The organism is Hwanghaeella grinnelliae (genome assembly GCF_004005845.1).
Taxonomy (GTDB): Bacteria; Pseudomonadota; Alphaproteobacteria; order UBA8366; family Aestuariispiraceae; genus Hwanghaeella; species Hwanghaeella grinnelliae.
In genome coordinates this window covers 111,821-127,327 of sequence record NZ_SADE01000003.1, presented here as the reverse complement: position 1 = coordinate 127,327, position 15,507 = coordinate 111,821, and the positions used below count along the sequence as shown (strand labels likewise).

The 15,507-nt window shown below is 57.7% G+C and carries 13 protein-coding genes and 1 tRNA gene; 11 read left to right on the top strand and 3 right to left on the bottom strand.

Translation table 11 applies throughout. The features are described from left to right. Positions 1–8 precede the first annotated feature (8 nt). From EOI86_RS17630 to EOI86_RS24635, 9 genes are all read left to right on the top strand, one after another. Positions 9–680: an HAD-IA family hydrolase gene (locus tag EOI86_RS17630; protein ID WP_193555797.1), complete on the top strand. Its 672-nt coding sequence runs from the start codon at positions 9–11 to the stop codon at positions 678–680. Positions 681–683: 3 nt separating this feature from the next. Beyond that, a complete protein-coding gene (locus EOI86_RS17625) occupies positions 684–4,226 on the top strand; it encodes an AsmA family protein (RefSeq protein ID WP_127766727.1) in 3,543 nt (1,180 codons plus the stop codon). 53 nt (positions 4,227–4,279) lie between these two features. Beyond that, positions 4,280–4,987, top strand: coding sequence for an ATP12 family chaperone protein (locus EOI86_RS17620; RefSeq protein ID WP_127766725.1), 708 nt, complete (start codon positions 4,280–4,282; stop codon positions 4,985–4,987). Positions 4,988–5,087: 100 nt separating this feature from the next. Further along, a complete protein-coding gene (locus EOI86_RS17615; protein ID WP_127766723.1) occupies positions 5,088–6,620 on the top strand; it encodes an acyl-CoA carboxylase subunit beta in 1,533 nt (510 codons plus the stop codon). A gap of 29 nt (positions 6,621–6,649) precedes the next feature. Then, complete coding sequence (locus tag EOI86_RS17610) at positions 6,650–7,186, top strand: class I SAM-dependent methyltransferase (protein ID WP_127766721.1); 537 nt, start codon at positions 6,650–6,652, stop codon at positions 7,184–7,186. A 142-nt stretch (positions 7,187–7,328) separates the two neighbouring features. Next, positions 7,329–9,305 (top strand): acetyl-CoA carboxylase biotin carboxylase subunit, encoded by a 1,977-nt coding sequence (locus EOI86_RS17605; RefSeq protein ID WP_127766719.1) that lies wholly within the window; start codon positions 7,329–7,331, stop codon positions 9,303–9,305. A gap of 10 nt (positions 9,306–9,315) precedes the next feature. Next, on the top strand, positions 9,316–9,795 hold the full coding sequence (locus tag EOI86_RS17600) for a GNAT family N-acetyltransferase (RefSeq protein ID WP_127766717.1): 480 nt from the start codon (positions 9,316–9,318) through the stop codon (positions 9,793–9,795). Next, positions 9,792–10,064 (top strand): acylphosphatase, encoded by a 273-nt coding sequence (locus EOI86_RS17595; RefSeq protein WP_127766715.1) that lies wholly within the window; start codon positions 9,792–9,794, stop codon positions 10,062–10,064. Before EOI86_RS17600 ends, EOI86_RS17595 begins: the two co-directional genes overlap by 4 nt. Then, a complete protein-coding gene (locus EOI86_RS24635) occupies positions 10,039–10,317 on the top strand; it encodes a hypothetical protein (protein ID WP_127766713.1) in 279 nt (92 codons plus the stop codon). The genes EOI86_RS17595 and EOI86_RS24635 overlap by 26 nt, the downstream gene beginning before the upstream one ends. A 71-nt stretch (positions 10,318–10,388) precedes the next feature. Here EOI86_RS24635 and EOI86_RS17585 read toward each other — a convergent pair whose 3' ends face one another. Both EOI86_RS17585 and lipB read right to left on the bottom strand, forming a co-directional pair. Next, positions 10,389–11,039 carry a glutathione S-transferase family protein gene (locus EOI86_RS17585; RefSeq protein WP_127766711.1) on the bottom strand — a complete coding sequence of 217 codons (651 nt, stop codon included), beginning with the start codon at positions 11,037–11,039 and terminating at the stop codon, positions 10,389–10,391. Positions 11,040–11,111: 72 nt separating this feature from the next. Continuing rightward, positions 11,112–11,801: a lipoyl(octanoyl) transferase LipB gene (lipB, locus tag EOI86_RS17580; protein WP_127766709.1), complete on the bottom strand. Its 690-nt coding sequence runs from the start codon at positions 11,799–11,801 to the stop codon at positions 11,112–11,114. Between the two features lie 184 nt (positions 11,802–11,985). Here lipB and EOI86_RS17575 point away from each other — a divergent pair. Continuing rightward, positions 11,986–12,072 (top strand) — tRNA-Leu (locus EOI86_RS17575). Positions 12,073–12,362: 290 nt separating this feature from the next. Here the strand turns inward: EOI86_RS17575 and EOI86_RS17570 are convergent. After that, positions 12,363–12,689 (bottom strand): hypothetical protein, encoded by a 327-nt coding sequence (locus EOI86_RS17570; RefSeq protein ID WP_150132805.1) that lies wholly within the window; start codon positions 12,687–12,689, stop codon positions 12,363–12,365. Positions 12,690–13,461: 772 nt separating this feature from the next. On the opposite strand from EOI86_RS17570, the gene EOI86_RS17565 reads away from it, so the two are divergent. Beyond that, positions 13,462–15,489 (top strand): autotransporter outer membrane beta-barrel domain-containing protein, encoded by a 2,028-nt coding sequence (locus EOI86_RS17565; RefSeq protein WP_127766705.1) that lies wholly within the window; start codon positions 13,462–13,464, stop codon positions 15,487–15,489. Positions 15,490–15,507: the final 18 nt, after the last annotated feature.

Genomic DNA, 15,507 nt, shown 5'->3' with positions numbered 1-15,507 from the left:
AGGAATTTATGTCTATTGTGAGATTGGCGGTCTTCGACTGCGACGGCACTCTTGTCGATAGTCAGCGTTCGATCATTGAATCGGTGCGGCATGCTTGGCTTGCCGAAGGCCTGGAGCCGCCGAGCGACGAATTTATCCGGACAGGAGTCGGCTTGCGGCTTGATTTTGCCATTCCGCGCTTGGTTCCAGACAGTCCGCGTGAGGTTCATGACCGGTTGATCGAGCGATACAAGCAGGCTTTTTTTGAGATCCGGCAGCAGCCCGGGCACGAGGAACCGCTCTATCCCGGCACCTTGGAGGTGCTGGACAGGTTGGAGGCAGACGGGATCTTGCTGGCCATCGCCACGGGAAAAAGCCGACGGGGCTTGAATGCCACGCTTGATCGGCACGGCCTTACCGGTCGTTTTGCGATTCTGAAGACCGCGGATGACGGGCCGAGCAAACCGGACCCGACAATATTATGCGATGCTGTAAAAGAAGCAGGTGCGGAATTCGACACGACCGCTATGATTGGGGATACGGTATTCGATATTTCAATGGCGCGGGCTGCGCGCACACACGCGATCGGTGTTTCCTGGGGATATCACCCGGTCGATGAGTTGAAAAAGGCTGGGGCGGCGACGGTGATAGACCGCTATGCCGATCTGCCGGGTAATTTGCATCGGATTTGGAGTCTCTAAGCCATGAAATGGGTGCTGCGTGTCGTTCTGGGTTTGGTCGTTCTGCTGGTCGTGGCGGTTGGTGGGGTCCTCGCCTTCGTCTCCTCCATCGACAAGAGTTATGTGGAAGAACAGGCTTTCGAGGCGACAGGCCGGAAACTGACCATCGGGTCATTGGATCTGAATCTGATCACAACATCGCCATCGGTTTCGGTGCGCGATCTCACTTTCCAGAACGCCGATTGGGCGAAAACGCCCGAACTGGCGAAAATCGCCCGGTTTGACGCTCAGATAGAATTGATGCCGCTGCTATCCGGCATCCTGGATGTAACCAAGATTGAATTGAGCGATGCCCAGATCGCCTTGGAAACCGACGCGTCGGGCCGCAGCAGTGCCGATTTCTCGAAACCCGGTGAATCACAAGGTGAGGCAGGCGAAACCGAGACGGTCTCCGCGTCGTCCGACTCCAGCAGCGATGATGGTGAAGGTGGCGGTATTCTGCCGATCTTGAGGCTGGTCGACATTTCCGATGTCCTGGTGACGATGATTGATCAGGGCACCGGGCAAACGAACACGGTTCGTCTGGATACAGTCTCCGTGCGTGGTTCCGATCAGGCCAGCCCATTGGATGTGAAGGTTGCTGGTGAGGCGACGGTCGGCGTCAACGGGCAAGCCACCTCTCTGCCTATTGCGATCGAAGGGCAATTGGGGTCGCCGCAAGCCATGCTGGATGCGGCCCAAACTTGGCCGGTGCAACTGGCCGGCGAGGTCGCGGGCATCGGCTTGCAGGTCGACGGACAAATTCAGGACCCGACGGCCGGGCGCGGCATCGATATCGTCGTCGCCCTGGCGGGGGACGAATTGGCGCAGGCAGCGCAAGTCGCTGGTATAGCGGTGCCCACGATTGGCGCGTTTGACGTACAGGTGACCGTCCAGGGCGACGCGGATGCCGACCTTTCCATCCCTGCGCTGAAGGTTCTTATCGGCAAGCCCGATTTCGTACGGGTCGAACTGACGGGCACCGTTCAGTCGCTGACGACTGTAGAGGGTGTGGATCTTTCGTTATTGGTTGAGGGCCGTGAGACGGCCAGTCTCTCCCCGATTACGCGCGAATTTGCCGGTCAGGACGTGCCGGCCCTTGGACCCTATCGGCTGACCGCTGCTGTGAAAGGCGGACAGGCCGCCGGCCTTGGCGTGCGCGACATCAATTTCGCCCTAGGGCGTGCCGACCTGTTGGTCGTCAATGCGCAGGGGTCGATCGCCGATGCGATGACCGTTGACGGTATCAGCCTTGGTTTCGCAGTGCAGGCGCCTGAAGTTGGAAAATTGAGCCCGATCGTCGAACCCTTTACCGGGCAGCCGGTGCCGGCGCTTGGGCAATTGATCGTGCAGGGTGTGGTCACCGGTGGGTTGGAAAGCGATATTCAGCTTTCCGACCTCGATATGACCTTGGGCAAGGAATCGCTGTTGGCGGTCAAGGCGACTGGCGGTATTGCCAGCCTGTTGAAACAACGGGGCATCGGAATTTCAATCGACGTGAGGAGCAACCAGATCGGCGCCCTGACGCCGATCGCGCAGCAATTCGCCGATCAAAAAGTGCCGGCCCTCGGCCCGCTTGCCTTGACGGCGAAGGTCGCAGGAGATCTGGACAAGGTCGTGCGCGTCGATGACATCGATTTCTCACTTGGGACGCCTGACCTCATTTCCGTCACCGCTGTTGGTGGCATGGAAGACGTGATCGGGCAAAAGGGTTTGACGCTCGACATCAATGCGGATAGCCGCCAGATCGGGGCCTTGTCGCCGATCGCGCAGGATTTTGCCGGTCAAAAAGTGCCGGCTCTCGGCCCCCTCTCCGTTACAGCGAAAATAACAGGCGACCCATCCGGAACGCTTGCCTTGCAGGGCGTGAACGTCGATCTGGGCGACCCGCAGGTTGTGAAGGTTGCCGTCCAGGGCGGGATAGCGGATTTGTTGAATCAGGCTGGGATCGACTTGAAAATCGCTGCGGAAGGCGTTGAGACGGGTAATCTAAGTCCAGTCGCCCAGGATTTCGCCGGTCAATCCGTCCCTGCGCTTGGACCCTTCAAACTGGGTGCCGCCGTGAAAGGTGGTCTTTCCGAGACATTTGCCGTCAACGATCTCAATGTTTCTGTCGGAACCAAGGAAACCGCTTTGCTGATCGTCCAAGGCGCGATTGCCGATGCGGTTGCGGTGACGGGCGTGGATGTCGCCGTTTCAGTTGATAGTCCAAGCCTGGCCAAGCTTTCCACACCTGGGAATCCTTTGCCGGATGTGGGGCCGCTGACGGTACGCGGCCGTGCCCAAGGCAGCATGTCGGACGAAGTTCGCGTGAATGGCTTGGCGATTCAGATGGGCAAGAGCGACATTTCCGGCAGTTTGACAGCCAAGACGGCAGGTGAGCGGCCATATGTGAACGTGGCGCTGACCTCCAACCTTCTGGACCTGTCGGTTTTCCAGCAGCAAGGCAAGAGCGGCGGCTCGGGCGGCGGCACCGGTGCATCCGGCGGCGCAAGCGGGTCCGGCGGCGCGTCGCAAACCGCTAAACCCAGCGACGGTCGCGTCATCCCGAACGATCCGTTCCCATTGGCAGCGATGAAGTCGGTGGACGCGGATATCTCCGTCAAAGTCGCAAGACTGACCCTTGCGGTTACGGAAATGACCAATGCGGATGTCGCGATTTCCCTGAAGAACGGGGATCTGCAGATAACGCCCTTCAAAGCCAATGCCGCCGGTGGGGCTGTGGATGCCGAAGTGCGGTACAATGCCTCCAAGGAGATTCCTGAACTCGGCTTCCGATTAGACGGCTCGAACCTCGATATCGGCGGCATCATGCAATTGGCCGGTATCAACGGCGTTATCAATGGCCCGCTGACCATCGATGTTTCCGTGGCTGCACTCGGCGATTCCCCGCGCACCTTGGCCAGCACCTTGGGCGGCAATGCGAAATTGGTCGTCGCCAACGGTAGGATGAACAAAAGCGCGATGATCCGGGAATTCGGCAAGGGCGCGACCTTGGTGACTGAGATACTCTTCGCCAATAAAGAGAACGTCGTGGTCGAATGCCTATTCGCTGACTATGCCTTCAAGGGCGGAATAGGGGATACCAAGACCGGTATTCTGGAAACCGAGATTTCCACGGTCACGGTTGATGGCGATATCAATCTGGGTAAGGAAGCTTTGGATCTGGACGTCACGCCACAGGGAAGCATTGCGGGTGCCGTGAATATCGGGATTCCGGTTCATGTGGGCGGTACGTTCGCGTCTCCATCCTTTGGCTTGCAGGCGGGTAAGGCAGCGCTCGGCGTCGGGCTCGGCCTGTTGACCGGTGGTGTCGCCCCGGCGGTGGGTGGTTTGCTGGCCCAAGGGTTCTCGGATGACCATCCCTGCGCCAACATCAAGACGGGTGGCGCGTCCGGCAGCACGGGCGCACAGCCGGCCACGCCGTCCGCGGCGCCGGTACAGCCGGTGGAAGAAAAGCCGGCATCGCCCGAAGATGCCCTGAAAGGCGCGTTGCAGAAGGGCTTGAAAGGCTTGTTCGGCAACTGATTCTGGGGTGATTTGCCGCCGACCACTTCAACTTTGGTGTTTGAACCTTCGCGATGAAACGTTTCTACAAGAAAGCAGCGGCCGAACCGGTTGCTGGGATGGATGGCCTTTATCAGGTTGTCCTCGACGGCAGACCGATCAAATCCCCTGCAAAGGCCGATCTGATCCTTCCCGGAAAAGCGTTGGCGGAGGCCGTCGCCGATGAGTGGGAGGCGCAGGGGGAAAAGATCCAGCCCGCCGCCATGCCGTTGATGACCTATGTCTCCACGGCGGTCGATCGGGTTGAACCGCAGCGTGAGGCCGTGGCGGCGGAAATCGCGTCTTTCGCGGCGTCTGACCTGCTGTGCTACCGCGCCGACCGACAGCCGGATTTGGTCGAGAAGCAGGAAGCGGCCTGGACGCCGATGCTGCAATGGGCAGAGAACCGTTTTGGCGGATCTTTCACGGTTACCAATGGCATCATGCCGGTCGCGCAACCGAATACGACCCTGATGCTCGTGGCGCGCGAGGTGGGGCGGCTGGACAGTTTCCAATTGACCGCCCTGCATACGATGACGACCGCGATGGGCTCGTTGATCCTCGGTTTCAGTGTATTCGACGCGCACAAGACGCCCGATGAAGCGTTTGAGCTTTCCCTTATCGATGAAGATCACCAGGCTGACCTTTGGGGGCGGGATGAGGAAGCCGAAGCCCGTCGCGCCCGCCTGAAGGAGGAAGTCCGTTCGGCCCAGCGGTTGATTTCCCTGCTAGGCACGGCGTGAAGGTCTGTCGGGTCTGGTAAAGCCCGGAATCCTGCGGTATTCAATCAGAAAATACTGATCGAGATTGGTCCCATCCCGGGGCGTTGAGGGGAACGCTTGAATGCAAAATATCATCCGGCAACTCGAAGAGAAACGGGCCCATGCCCGCGTGGGCGGCGGTGAAAAGCGGATCGCCTCGCAACATGCCAAGGGCAAGCTTTCCGCCCGTGAGCGGATCGAAGCCCTTGTCGATGAAGGATCGTTCGAAGAATACGATATGTTCGTCGAACATGACTGCAGCGACTTCGGGATGCAGGATCAGAAGATTCCCGGCGACGGGGTCGTTACGGGGCATGGCTTGGTCAAGGGCCGGCCGGTTTTCATTTTCTCTCAGGACTTTACGGTTTTCGGCGGTTCCCTCTCCGCCGCCCATGCGCGGAAGATCTGCAAGATCATGGACCAGGCCATGAAGGTCGGGGCACCGGTGATCGGCCTGAACGATTCCGGGGGCGCGCGGATCCAGGAAGGGGTCGCCTCGCTGGCCGGCTATGCGGATGTGTTTCAACGCAATGTCATGGCAAGCGGTGTTATCCCGCAAATTTCCACGATCATGGGGCCTTGCGCGGGCGGCGCGGTCTATTCGCCGTCTATGACGGATTTCATCTTCATGGTGCAGGACTCGTCCTACATGTTCGTGACCGGTCCCGAAGTGGTGAAGACAGTCACGAACGAGGTGGTGACGGCCGAGGAACTGGGCGGCGCCATCACGCATACGACCAAATCGGGCGTTGCCGACAAGGCGTTTGAAAACGATATGGAAGCGATGCGCCAACTGCGCCGTTTCCTGGGCTTCCTGCCGTCCAGCAACCGCGAACAGCCGCCGGTTCAGGCGACGGACGATCCTTGGGATCGGGCCGAGCCATCGCTCGATAACCTTGTGCCGCCGAACCCGAACAAGCCCTACGACATGAAGGAACTGATTCAGAAGGTCGTGGACGAGGGCGAGTTCTTTGAAACCCAACCGAACTATGCCGGTAATATCATTACCGGTTTCGGGCGGTTCGAAGGCCATCCGGTCGGCATTGTCGCAAACCAGCCGATGGTCCTGGCCGGGTGCCTGGATATCGCCTCGGCGATCAAGGCAGGCCGGTTCGTGCGTTTCTGCGATGCTTTCAACATCCCGATCGTTACGTTCGTCGACGTCCCGGGCTTCCTGCCCGGAACGGCGCAGGAATATGGCGGCATTATCAAGCATGGCGCGAAGCTTCTCTATGCCTATGCGGAAGCGACGGTACCCAAGGTTACGGTCATCACCCGCAAGGCCTATGGCGGCGCCTATGACGTCATGGCATCCAAACATCTGCGCGGTGACGTGAACTATGCTTGGCCGACCGCTGAAATCGCGGTCATGGGCCCGAAAGGCGCGGTGGAGATCATCTTCCGGGCGGACAAGGACGATCCCGACAAACTTGCCGAAAAAGAACAGGAATACCGCGAGAAATTCGCGAACCCGTTCGTCGCCGGCTCGCTTGGTTTCCTGGACGACGTGATCATGCCGCACAATACACGCAAGCGGATTTCCGGCAGCCTGCGCCTGCTGCGGAACAAGAAGCTGGAAAACCCATGGAAGAAACACGGCAATATTCCGCTGTGATCTGTTCTTCCGGCAGATAGGCGACGGGTATGGCTGACATGCCGTTCCACCTGCATATCGGCGGTAGGGAGGCGAAGCAGGGGTGGACCGTCCTCAACGCGCAACCCGGTCCCGGTGTGGATATCGTCGGCGACCTGCGGGACCTCTCGCTTTTCGAGGATGCGAGCGTCACGCAGATCTATGCCAGCCATGTGTTGGAACATCTCGCCTATTCCGATGAAGTTTTGCCGGCCTTGAAGGGCTGTCACCGCATCCTGGTGCCGGGCGGAACACTGATGCTGTCGGTGCCGGACCTCGACCGCATATGCCGCCTCATGATCCACGATGCCGCGACGGTTCAGGTTCAGTACCAGTTGATGCGCATGCTGTTCGGTGGGCAGACCGATGAATGGGACTATCACAAAACAGGGTTCACGGCGGAGTTGTTGGCCGGTTTTCTCGGTAATGCCGGGTTCGATGAAGTCCGGCGCGTAGACAGTTTTGATCTATTCGATGACACCAGTAACCTGACCGTCGGCGACGTGCCTGTCAGTTTGAATGTCGTTGCCGTGAAAGAGGTGTCCTGAAGCGTCACTTTCGTCCGCGGCCAGAAACGATCATCAGGCGCGCGGAACCTGAAACCTGCCAGGCCCTAATATGGCCGTCTGGTGCTTGATAAGACCGCGCTTATGGCTTACCGAAGTGCCATAAAACCGACGGGGAGAGCCGATGTTTTCCAAGATCTTGATCGCCAACCGGGGTGAGATCGCTTGCCGTGTCATCAAGTCCGCTAGAGCCATGGGCATCAAGACCGTGGCGGTCTATTCCGAAGCGGATGCGGACGCGTTGCACGTGGAAATGGCGGACGAAGCGGTGGCCGTCGGTCCCGCCGCGAGTTCTGAGAGCTATCTGGTCATCGACAAGATCATAGAAGCGTGCAAGCAGACAGGTGCGGAAGCGGTTCATCCGGGATACGGCTTCCTGTCCGAGAATGCTGCCTTTGCGACGGCATTGGACGCCGCGGGTATCGCCTTCATCGGCCCGCCGGTCGGCGCCATCAAGGCGATGGGCGACAAGATCGAGTCCAAGAAGCTTGCCCAGGAAGCCGGCGTCAGCACGGTGCCAGGGCATCTGGAAGCCATCACCGACCCGGAAGAAGCGGTGAAAATCGCCAACGGTATCGGCTATCCGGTGATGCTGAAGGCCTCTGCCGGGGGCGGCGGTAAAGGTATGCGGCTTGCCTGGAACGATGACGAAGCCCGCGAAGGCCTCGTTTCCGCGATGAACGAAGGCAGGTCCTCCTTCGGGGACGACCGCGTCTTTGTCGAAAAGTTCATCCAGGAACCGCGCCATATCGAAATTCAGGTCCTGGGCGACAAGCACGGCAACGTCATTTATTTGGGCGAACGCGAGTGTTCCATTCAGCGTCGGCACCAGAAAGTTCTGGAAGAAGCGCCTTCGCCCTTCCTGGATGAAGCGACGCGCAAGGCAATGGGCGAACAAGCCGTCGCCCTTGCGAAGGAAGTCGATTACTGCTCGGCCGGAACCGTCGAATTCATCGTCGACAAGGACCGCAACTTCTATTTCCTGGAAATGAACACCCGTCTGCAGGTTGAGCATCCGGTGACGGAACTGGTGACCGGTCTGGACCTGGTGGAACTGATGCTTCGCGTTGCCTATGGTGAAAAGCTGCCGCTGACCCAGAAGGACGTAAAACTGACGGGCTGGGCCCTGGAAGCCCGGTTCTACGCAGAAGACCCGGAGCGTGGCTTCCTGCCCTCCACAGGCCGTCTTGTCCGCTATAGCCCCCCGAAGGAGCGCGACGGTCGCGTTCGCGTCGATACCGGCGTACGGGAAGGGGGCGAGATCTCAATGTTCTACGATCCCATGATCGCCAAGCTGATCACCTATGGGGAAGACCGCAACGCCGCCATCGACACGATGCGTGAGGCGCTGGACGACTATTACGTCCGCGGCTTGAACCATAACCTGGCTTTCCTGTCGCATCTGGTCGCGCATCCCCGTTTCCGCGAGGGACAAATGACCACCAACTTCATTGCGGAGGAGTATCCAGACGGTCTGACACCGGAGCACATGCTGCCCACAGACCCGAAACTGCTGGCGGCGGCGGGCGCCATCATCGAATTCTGCTCGGTGAACCGCGACAAGGCGACCCGTGGCGGCATCATGAACTACAGCGTTTTCATCGGTGAGGAAGACCCGACCGAATTGTCGCTGACGGTGGAAATCGGAAAAGACGCCGACATCGTGACCTTCGATGGTGGTGAGACCCTTGAAATCAAGTCGAACTGGACGGCGGGAATGCCATTGTTCGAGGCGACGGTCGGTGGCCGTGTCGCCATCGTCCAGATCGATCTGACGGATTCCGGTTATGTCTTGTCCCATGCCGGGACCCGGGCACTTGTCCGTGTGGTGGAGGCGCGCTTGGCCGCGTTGCAGCGGTTGATGCCCTATAAGCCGCCGCCCGATATGTCCAAATTCCTGCTGTCACCGATGCCGGGCCTTCTGGTCCGTGTTTCCGTGGAGGAAGGGCAGACCGTGAAGGCAGGCGAGGAACTGGCCGTCGTCGAGGCGATGAAGATGGAAAACGTCATGCGCGCCGTCAGCGACGGCGTCGTCACGGTTCTGCATGCCGCCGCCGGCGACAGCCTGGCGGTCGACCAGAAAATCATCGAATTCGAATAGGCTTGGCGGCATGGCCGGCGCCGTTTCCATCGCAGAAGAAAGCCCAAATCAACCGGCCGTCATTGCCTTGCTGAAGGCGGGTGACGCCTATGCGGCGTCACTCTATCCGGCCGAAAGCAATCATGGCTCGGACCTGGATGAATTGCTTCAGCCGCATGTCACTTTTCTGGTGGCGCGACTCGACGAAACGGTCGTCGGGACTGGGGCTTTCGTTGAAAAGGGCGGTTACGCCGAAATGAAGCGCGTGTTCGTCGCCGACACGGCCCGCGGACTCAAACTTGGCAACAAACTTCTCCAGGCCATTGAGCAAAAAGTGGCGGCGAAGGGACTAACCATCCTTCGCCTTGAAACGGGTATACGCCAGCCCGAAGCGCTTGGGCTTTATCGGAGGGCCGGTTACGTCGAGATCGCACCTTTCGGCGACTACGATCCCGATCCGTTGAGCGTCTTTATGGAGAAAACCCTGGAGCGGGAAGGAGCGGGCCTATGAGCGACGTTGCCGTCCATTGCATCATCACCGGCCGGGTGCAGGGTGTGTGGTACCGCGCCTGGACCGAAAAGGAAGCGGCTGGCCTAGGCCTTGACGGCTGGGTCCGAAATTTGCCCGATGGATCGGTCGAGGCTTTGTTTTCCGGGCCTGAATCCGCGGTGCGCGATATGATCGGACGGTGCCGATCCGGCCCGCCGCTGGCCCATGTCGACGCCATCTCTGAAACACCGTCGGATCTGCCTCGTGACAAGGGTTTCACTATTCTTTGAGGCAGAAAAATTTGTTTTATTTCAGTTAGTTGATGGGGTGTTTCGCGCGTCCCACCCTGGACAAATCGTCTTAAGCACTTACGTGCTGGCTGTGTCACAGCAACAGAAAGGATTTGTCGCTATGGTGCAGAAAATTAATTCAGAAGAAGCCCGTCAGGGTGAAAAATCGGGCGTCGTCCGATATGTTTTGGCAGCGTCCTTAGCGCTGGCCGTTATCGCCGTTGCGGTCGTGGGATTTGGCACCGCCGGCTGACCGGCTGGCTACGACCAAACAAGTCCCCGTCCCGGGCCTATCGTTTCTGTCACGCCTGTAGCCGCTTGGAATTAAAAGTCCAAGCGGCCGTACAGATCATCGAAGGGGATCATAACTCCGTGGCGATAGGCCGGGCGGTTTTGAAGCCGCTGATAATATTCTGCCAGGTGCGGCAACTCGGGGCGGTCGATTTCCATTTCGAAGTACCGGTAGAGGTGGGTGCCGATCGCGATATCGGCGAGCGACATGTGATCACCCAGCAGAAAATGCCTTCCGTCATCGTACATTCCGTCCAGCAGTGAGAAGTGTTGGGTGCACTGGGCCAAGGCCGCTTCCACCTTCGGCATATCGCGCTTCGGCGCCGGTGTGCGGAAATACCCCCAAAAGACCCCGTTCAGGAAATCCGGCTGAAGAGCCGTATGCGCCCAGTCCATCCAAGCGTCGATTCGTGCACGGTCCGCCGGTGCCGCCGGCCAGAATAAGGGGCGCTCATAGGATGCGGCCAGATATCGAAGGATTGCGTGAGATTCCCACACAGCCACCTCGCCATCCTTGATGAGGGGGATCTTTCCATGTGGGTTCATGGCGAGGAATTCGGGTTCATCCAACCCGCCATGTTTGCCGCCGGCCTCAACATGCAGATGCGGCAGCTCCAACTCTCCAATCAGCCACATCACCTTCTGAACATTGAAGGAATTGGCACGCCCCCAAATCGTAAGCATCGCTCTCGATCTCTATTGGTTCTCAAAAATCGTGGAATATCTACCCAATAATACCCAAAAACAAATTTGAACCTAAGCGTCGCCAAACACGTCTTCGAAGCTGTGCATCAAGGCGACGTCCAGGTCCTCCATCGTCACCGGCAGCCCGAGATCCACCAAAGAAGTGACCCCGAATTGAGGATCGCCAATGCCACAGGGCACGATGCCGCCGAAATGGCTGAGGTCCGGCTCAACGTTGATCGATATGCCATGGAAGGTCACCCATCTGCGGACCCGCACGCCGATGGCGGCGATTTTGTCTTCTTTGCCCGCCCCGCGGTCGACCCAAATACCGACCCGGCCTTCACGGCGCTCGCCGGTTACGTTGAAGCTGGCAAGCGCCCGGATCACCCATTCTTCCAGGTTACAGACAAATTTTCGCACATCAGGCCCGCGCCGTTTCAAATCCAGCATGACATAACCGATCCGCTGTCCGGGCCCGTGATAGGTATATTGGCCGCCACGGCCGGTCTGATGGACAGGGAATCGGGAAGGGGTTATGAGGTCGCCCTCCTTGGCGCTGGTGCCCGCGGTATAAAGCGGCGGATGCTCCAACAGCCAGATCAGCTCAGGCGCGCCATCGTCGCGGATCGCTGCCGCCCGTGCTTCCATGTCTGCAACGGCTTCCAAGTACGGCACCAAATCGGCGGATTGACGCCATTCCGGTTTCGTGTTCCCGGTTTTGGCGACCGCAGTTTCTGTTTCGGCAGCAGACGTCGTCATGGTTTTGGCCCGTCAGGTTCCTGTCCTGTTTTTAAACCGCCAAACGCCCGCCGGTGCAACCGGGTCGTCCGGGCCGCACAAATCCTTGATCCGCGTGGAAAGATTCCTGTCTCGGCTGTGAAAGCTAGGCTTGATTGGTGGTGGGGCTTTTGCTACATGCCGGGTCTCACACAAGAAGCCCCGTGCGGTCGTGGCGGAATTGGTAGACGCGCAGCGTTGAGGTCGCTGTTCCTTAACCGGAGTGGAAGTTCGAGTCTTCTCGACCGCACCAACTTTTAGTTGTATTTGATAGCTGATTGAATTTTCAGGGTTTTCCTGAGAGAAATTTCCGAAATTTCCGAAATTTGCGCATTACGGCCATTTCCTCGAGTCGTATGTTAACACTTTGTAAGCAGAAGAACGGCTCAAAGGTCGGACTTCTTAGTTCTCCATACTCGCCCAATGTCCCTTTCTAGTACCTTGCAGCATATGCCCTGACGTCATGTCTCTTAAATCCTCGACTTTCTTAGCTTCGTTCCCGAAGCTAGCGACCAATTTGAGGAAAACTGAAGTTTATCGCCGTCACGCTTCGCCGTCGGCGAGGTAGCAGAAGATGGTACCCCAAACCCAACGCTTACCAGGTTCCCAGACCTTAAGATTCTCAAACAAATGCTCGTCTAGTTCCTGAACGCTATCGTCGTCGAAGTACTCAGAAATCTGATCGGTCTCGAGAAATCTGAGCCCTACGTATTCCAAACCGCGCTGAAGGATCTCGATGACTTCGTCTTCATCAGCCGCAGCCACAGCCACATACCCGCATGCACCTTGTACGTGGTCCGGCAAAATCTCAGACACACAGCTCGTTCGTTCAAAGGTAAGCAGGGTCGTGTATGTGCGTAACTCAGTCATTCAATCGTGCTACTGGAATAGCCATGCAAACGATGTCGCAGAAGGCTCCATGGAAGATGGCTGGACCATAAAGCTTTGTTCATGCGCCCGTGAAACATGACAACTCACCAGACAACCTTGAGCGTCCCTTTTCACCATGCCCGCCGATTTGCTTGATCGCAGTTCATTCCGCGCTCGTGAAAGTGAACCATCCCGCCCATTTTTCCCACAAGAGAAAAAATTCTCGTTCGTGCAAAAATACGAAATTTCGACAAGTTTAGCAGCGATTAATTGCAACAAGCACAGTGCTTAGGGGGCGGCCAATCTCTGCTGCTCAATCCTCTTGCGAGACGTACTATTACAAAGAGTGTGTAAGTGCTGAAAATTTGTGCAGAAATTTGTGGTCTGGTTGTGAACAAATCCTCCGTAACGGATTGAAAAACAACAAATCATCTGGTCGTCTCGACCGCACCAATCTTCAAGCATTCAGTTAAATCCGTTTGAATCTCGTCCGGTTCACCTGACCGGGCGACGGCTTCCGTCGTCTGAAGCAAATGCAAATATTATACACCAAATAATTAGAAATTTCACCTGACCCGCACTTTTCCGGGCTTCCGAAGAGAGTGCGAATATTACCTTATTGACTTATGTGGTATCATGGAACGTATTGATATTTAACATTTTTTTTACCCCGTCTGCGGTATATACGATCATCCTTCGACAGGGGTGGCCGAGTACGCGGACACCCAATTGTAGTACTTTAGAATAGTTTTACGTGGGCTTAGGGGGTGAAATGGGGGTTTTTGGTCGTCGTGCGGCGCATGTGGCGTACGCCGGTGTGGTTCTGTTTGTCTTTGTTCTTGCGCTTTGTGGTGGCCCCAATCCCGCAAAGGCGCAACAAATCAACTGTGTAGGTCTGCCAGCGACGACGGATGCCACAAACAACATTGCCTTGGTTTTCGACCCGGCGACGTCGTCCTGCACCGTCTCTGTGTTGGGATCTGGCCAGACCACCGCAGCGACGTCTTCGAACGCGAACGTCATCACCTTCTCCACCGATGCGGACGAACTGATTGGCATGGTCGGCAATGGTACGTCGGCATCAACGACCGCGCTGGAAACCTGCGACATACCGGGGACGAGCGCTTCCGTGACCGATTGCCGCGCATTTACGGGTGGTGGCGGGTTTCCGTTCGACGGAACAGTGACCCTTGGCAATCGGAACCCGGACACGGGGGCACTTAATCAGGTCCGGTTCACCGTATCGGCCAACGGGACGGACAGCGCGACTTTGACGGCCGCTTTCGCCAGTTTGACCGAAATCGATGCGGTTGAGCCCGATGCGAAACCTTCCTCTGCTGCGCCTGTGCTTGTGGCAACAGTGGCGAAGACTCAAACGAAGTTCTCAACTCAGAATATACAGCGCCATGTCGACCTTCTGACCGGTGGCGGTGTTGCCGGTAGTATTGATCCGGGTGCGCCGACGGGGGGGGGCGACGGGGTTCCCGAAGGGCCGCAGACGGGGGGCGCGATTGAACCGTCATCCGAGCTAACGTCCAATTTCAATGTGTCGGGCCCGGTAAACGCAGCGTCGTTGGTGAACCTTGTCGGCGGGCTATCGGAGGACAATTGGGAAGCGGAAACCAAACGCGACGGTTTCGAAGCCGACAGTTCGCGGGATGCAGCGCGTTTCCTACTGCCGAAACTCAGTTTCGATACGGCGCGCGGCGATACGATTACCGGTTTCTTGGGGGCCGGAAAACGGTTGAACCAGACAGACAGTCAAACCGACCGTCCCGAACCCGGTCCGCCGGAGCGGCTGGAACGTGCCGATACGAACACGAATATGTGGCTCTATGGTGGTTATTCGAACGTCAAGAACGACCGAAACCTACCCGGAGACGATCAGCGATTTGACGGCGATATCTTGAACGTGACCGGTGGGATCGACCATTGGCTCAAACCGAAACTGCTTGCCGGCGTCAGTTTCTCCTATTCCTCCGTCAAACTTGATACAGACTTCAATGACGGTCGTTATGACGAAGACGGCTATACGGTCGCTCCCTACATTCTATACACCCCGCTCGACTGGCTATCCGTGAATGCAAGTGTCGGCTACACGCTAAGCCGGATTGAGCAATCCCAGAACAGAAGCACGACCATTGCCGAGTCCACCCCAGACGCATCGACATACTACGCGAATATCGCCGCCAAAGGCACCTATCGTAGCGGTGACCTCGTTGTGGCAGGGTCGCTTGGATATGTGCGGTCACACCGTCGTGTCGATTCCTTCACGGACACGCTGGGCAACTTCACGGATTCGATGACATCGAATACAAGCATGGTACGTAGCGGTGCCGAAGCCGGTTACTTCATTCGCTTGGACGAGGACAACGTCATTAAACCGTATGTTACGGCTGAAGGAACGTTCGAATTTCAGGACCTGACCAATGACGATCCTGTTGCGGCGGAAGTTGGCGGTGGCGCGACCTGGAAGGCCCAGAATCTCGACCTGACCGCAATGTTGGAGATGACAACCGTGATCGGGCGGGACGATTTCGAACAATGGAACATCCGGGGCCTTTTGGTGAAGGGTTTCGAAAGCGAGGCGCTTCTAGGGGCCGTAACCCCGCGTTTTTCTTTTGGGTTGTCGGGCGAGAACGCACAGTCGGGTATCGGTGTCGGCTATCTCAATGACACGGGTCGCCTCAGTGTGAATTTGGATTTGGATGCGCTGCATGCGCTCGACCGATCCGACAGTCTCACGACGGCGGACCCGACGGAAGCACGCGTAAGGGCGACTGCCAGCTACCGGTTCTAATACACTGGGGGATGGTAG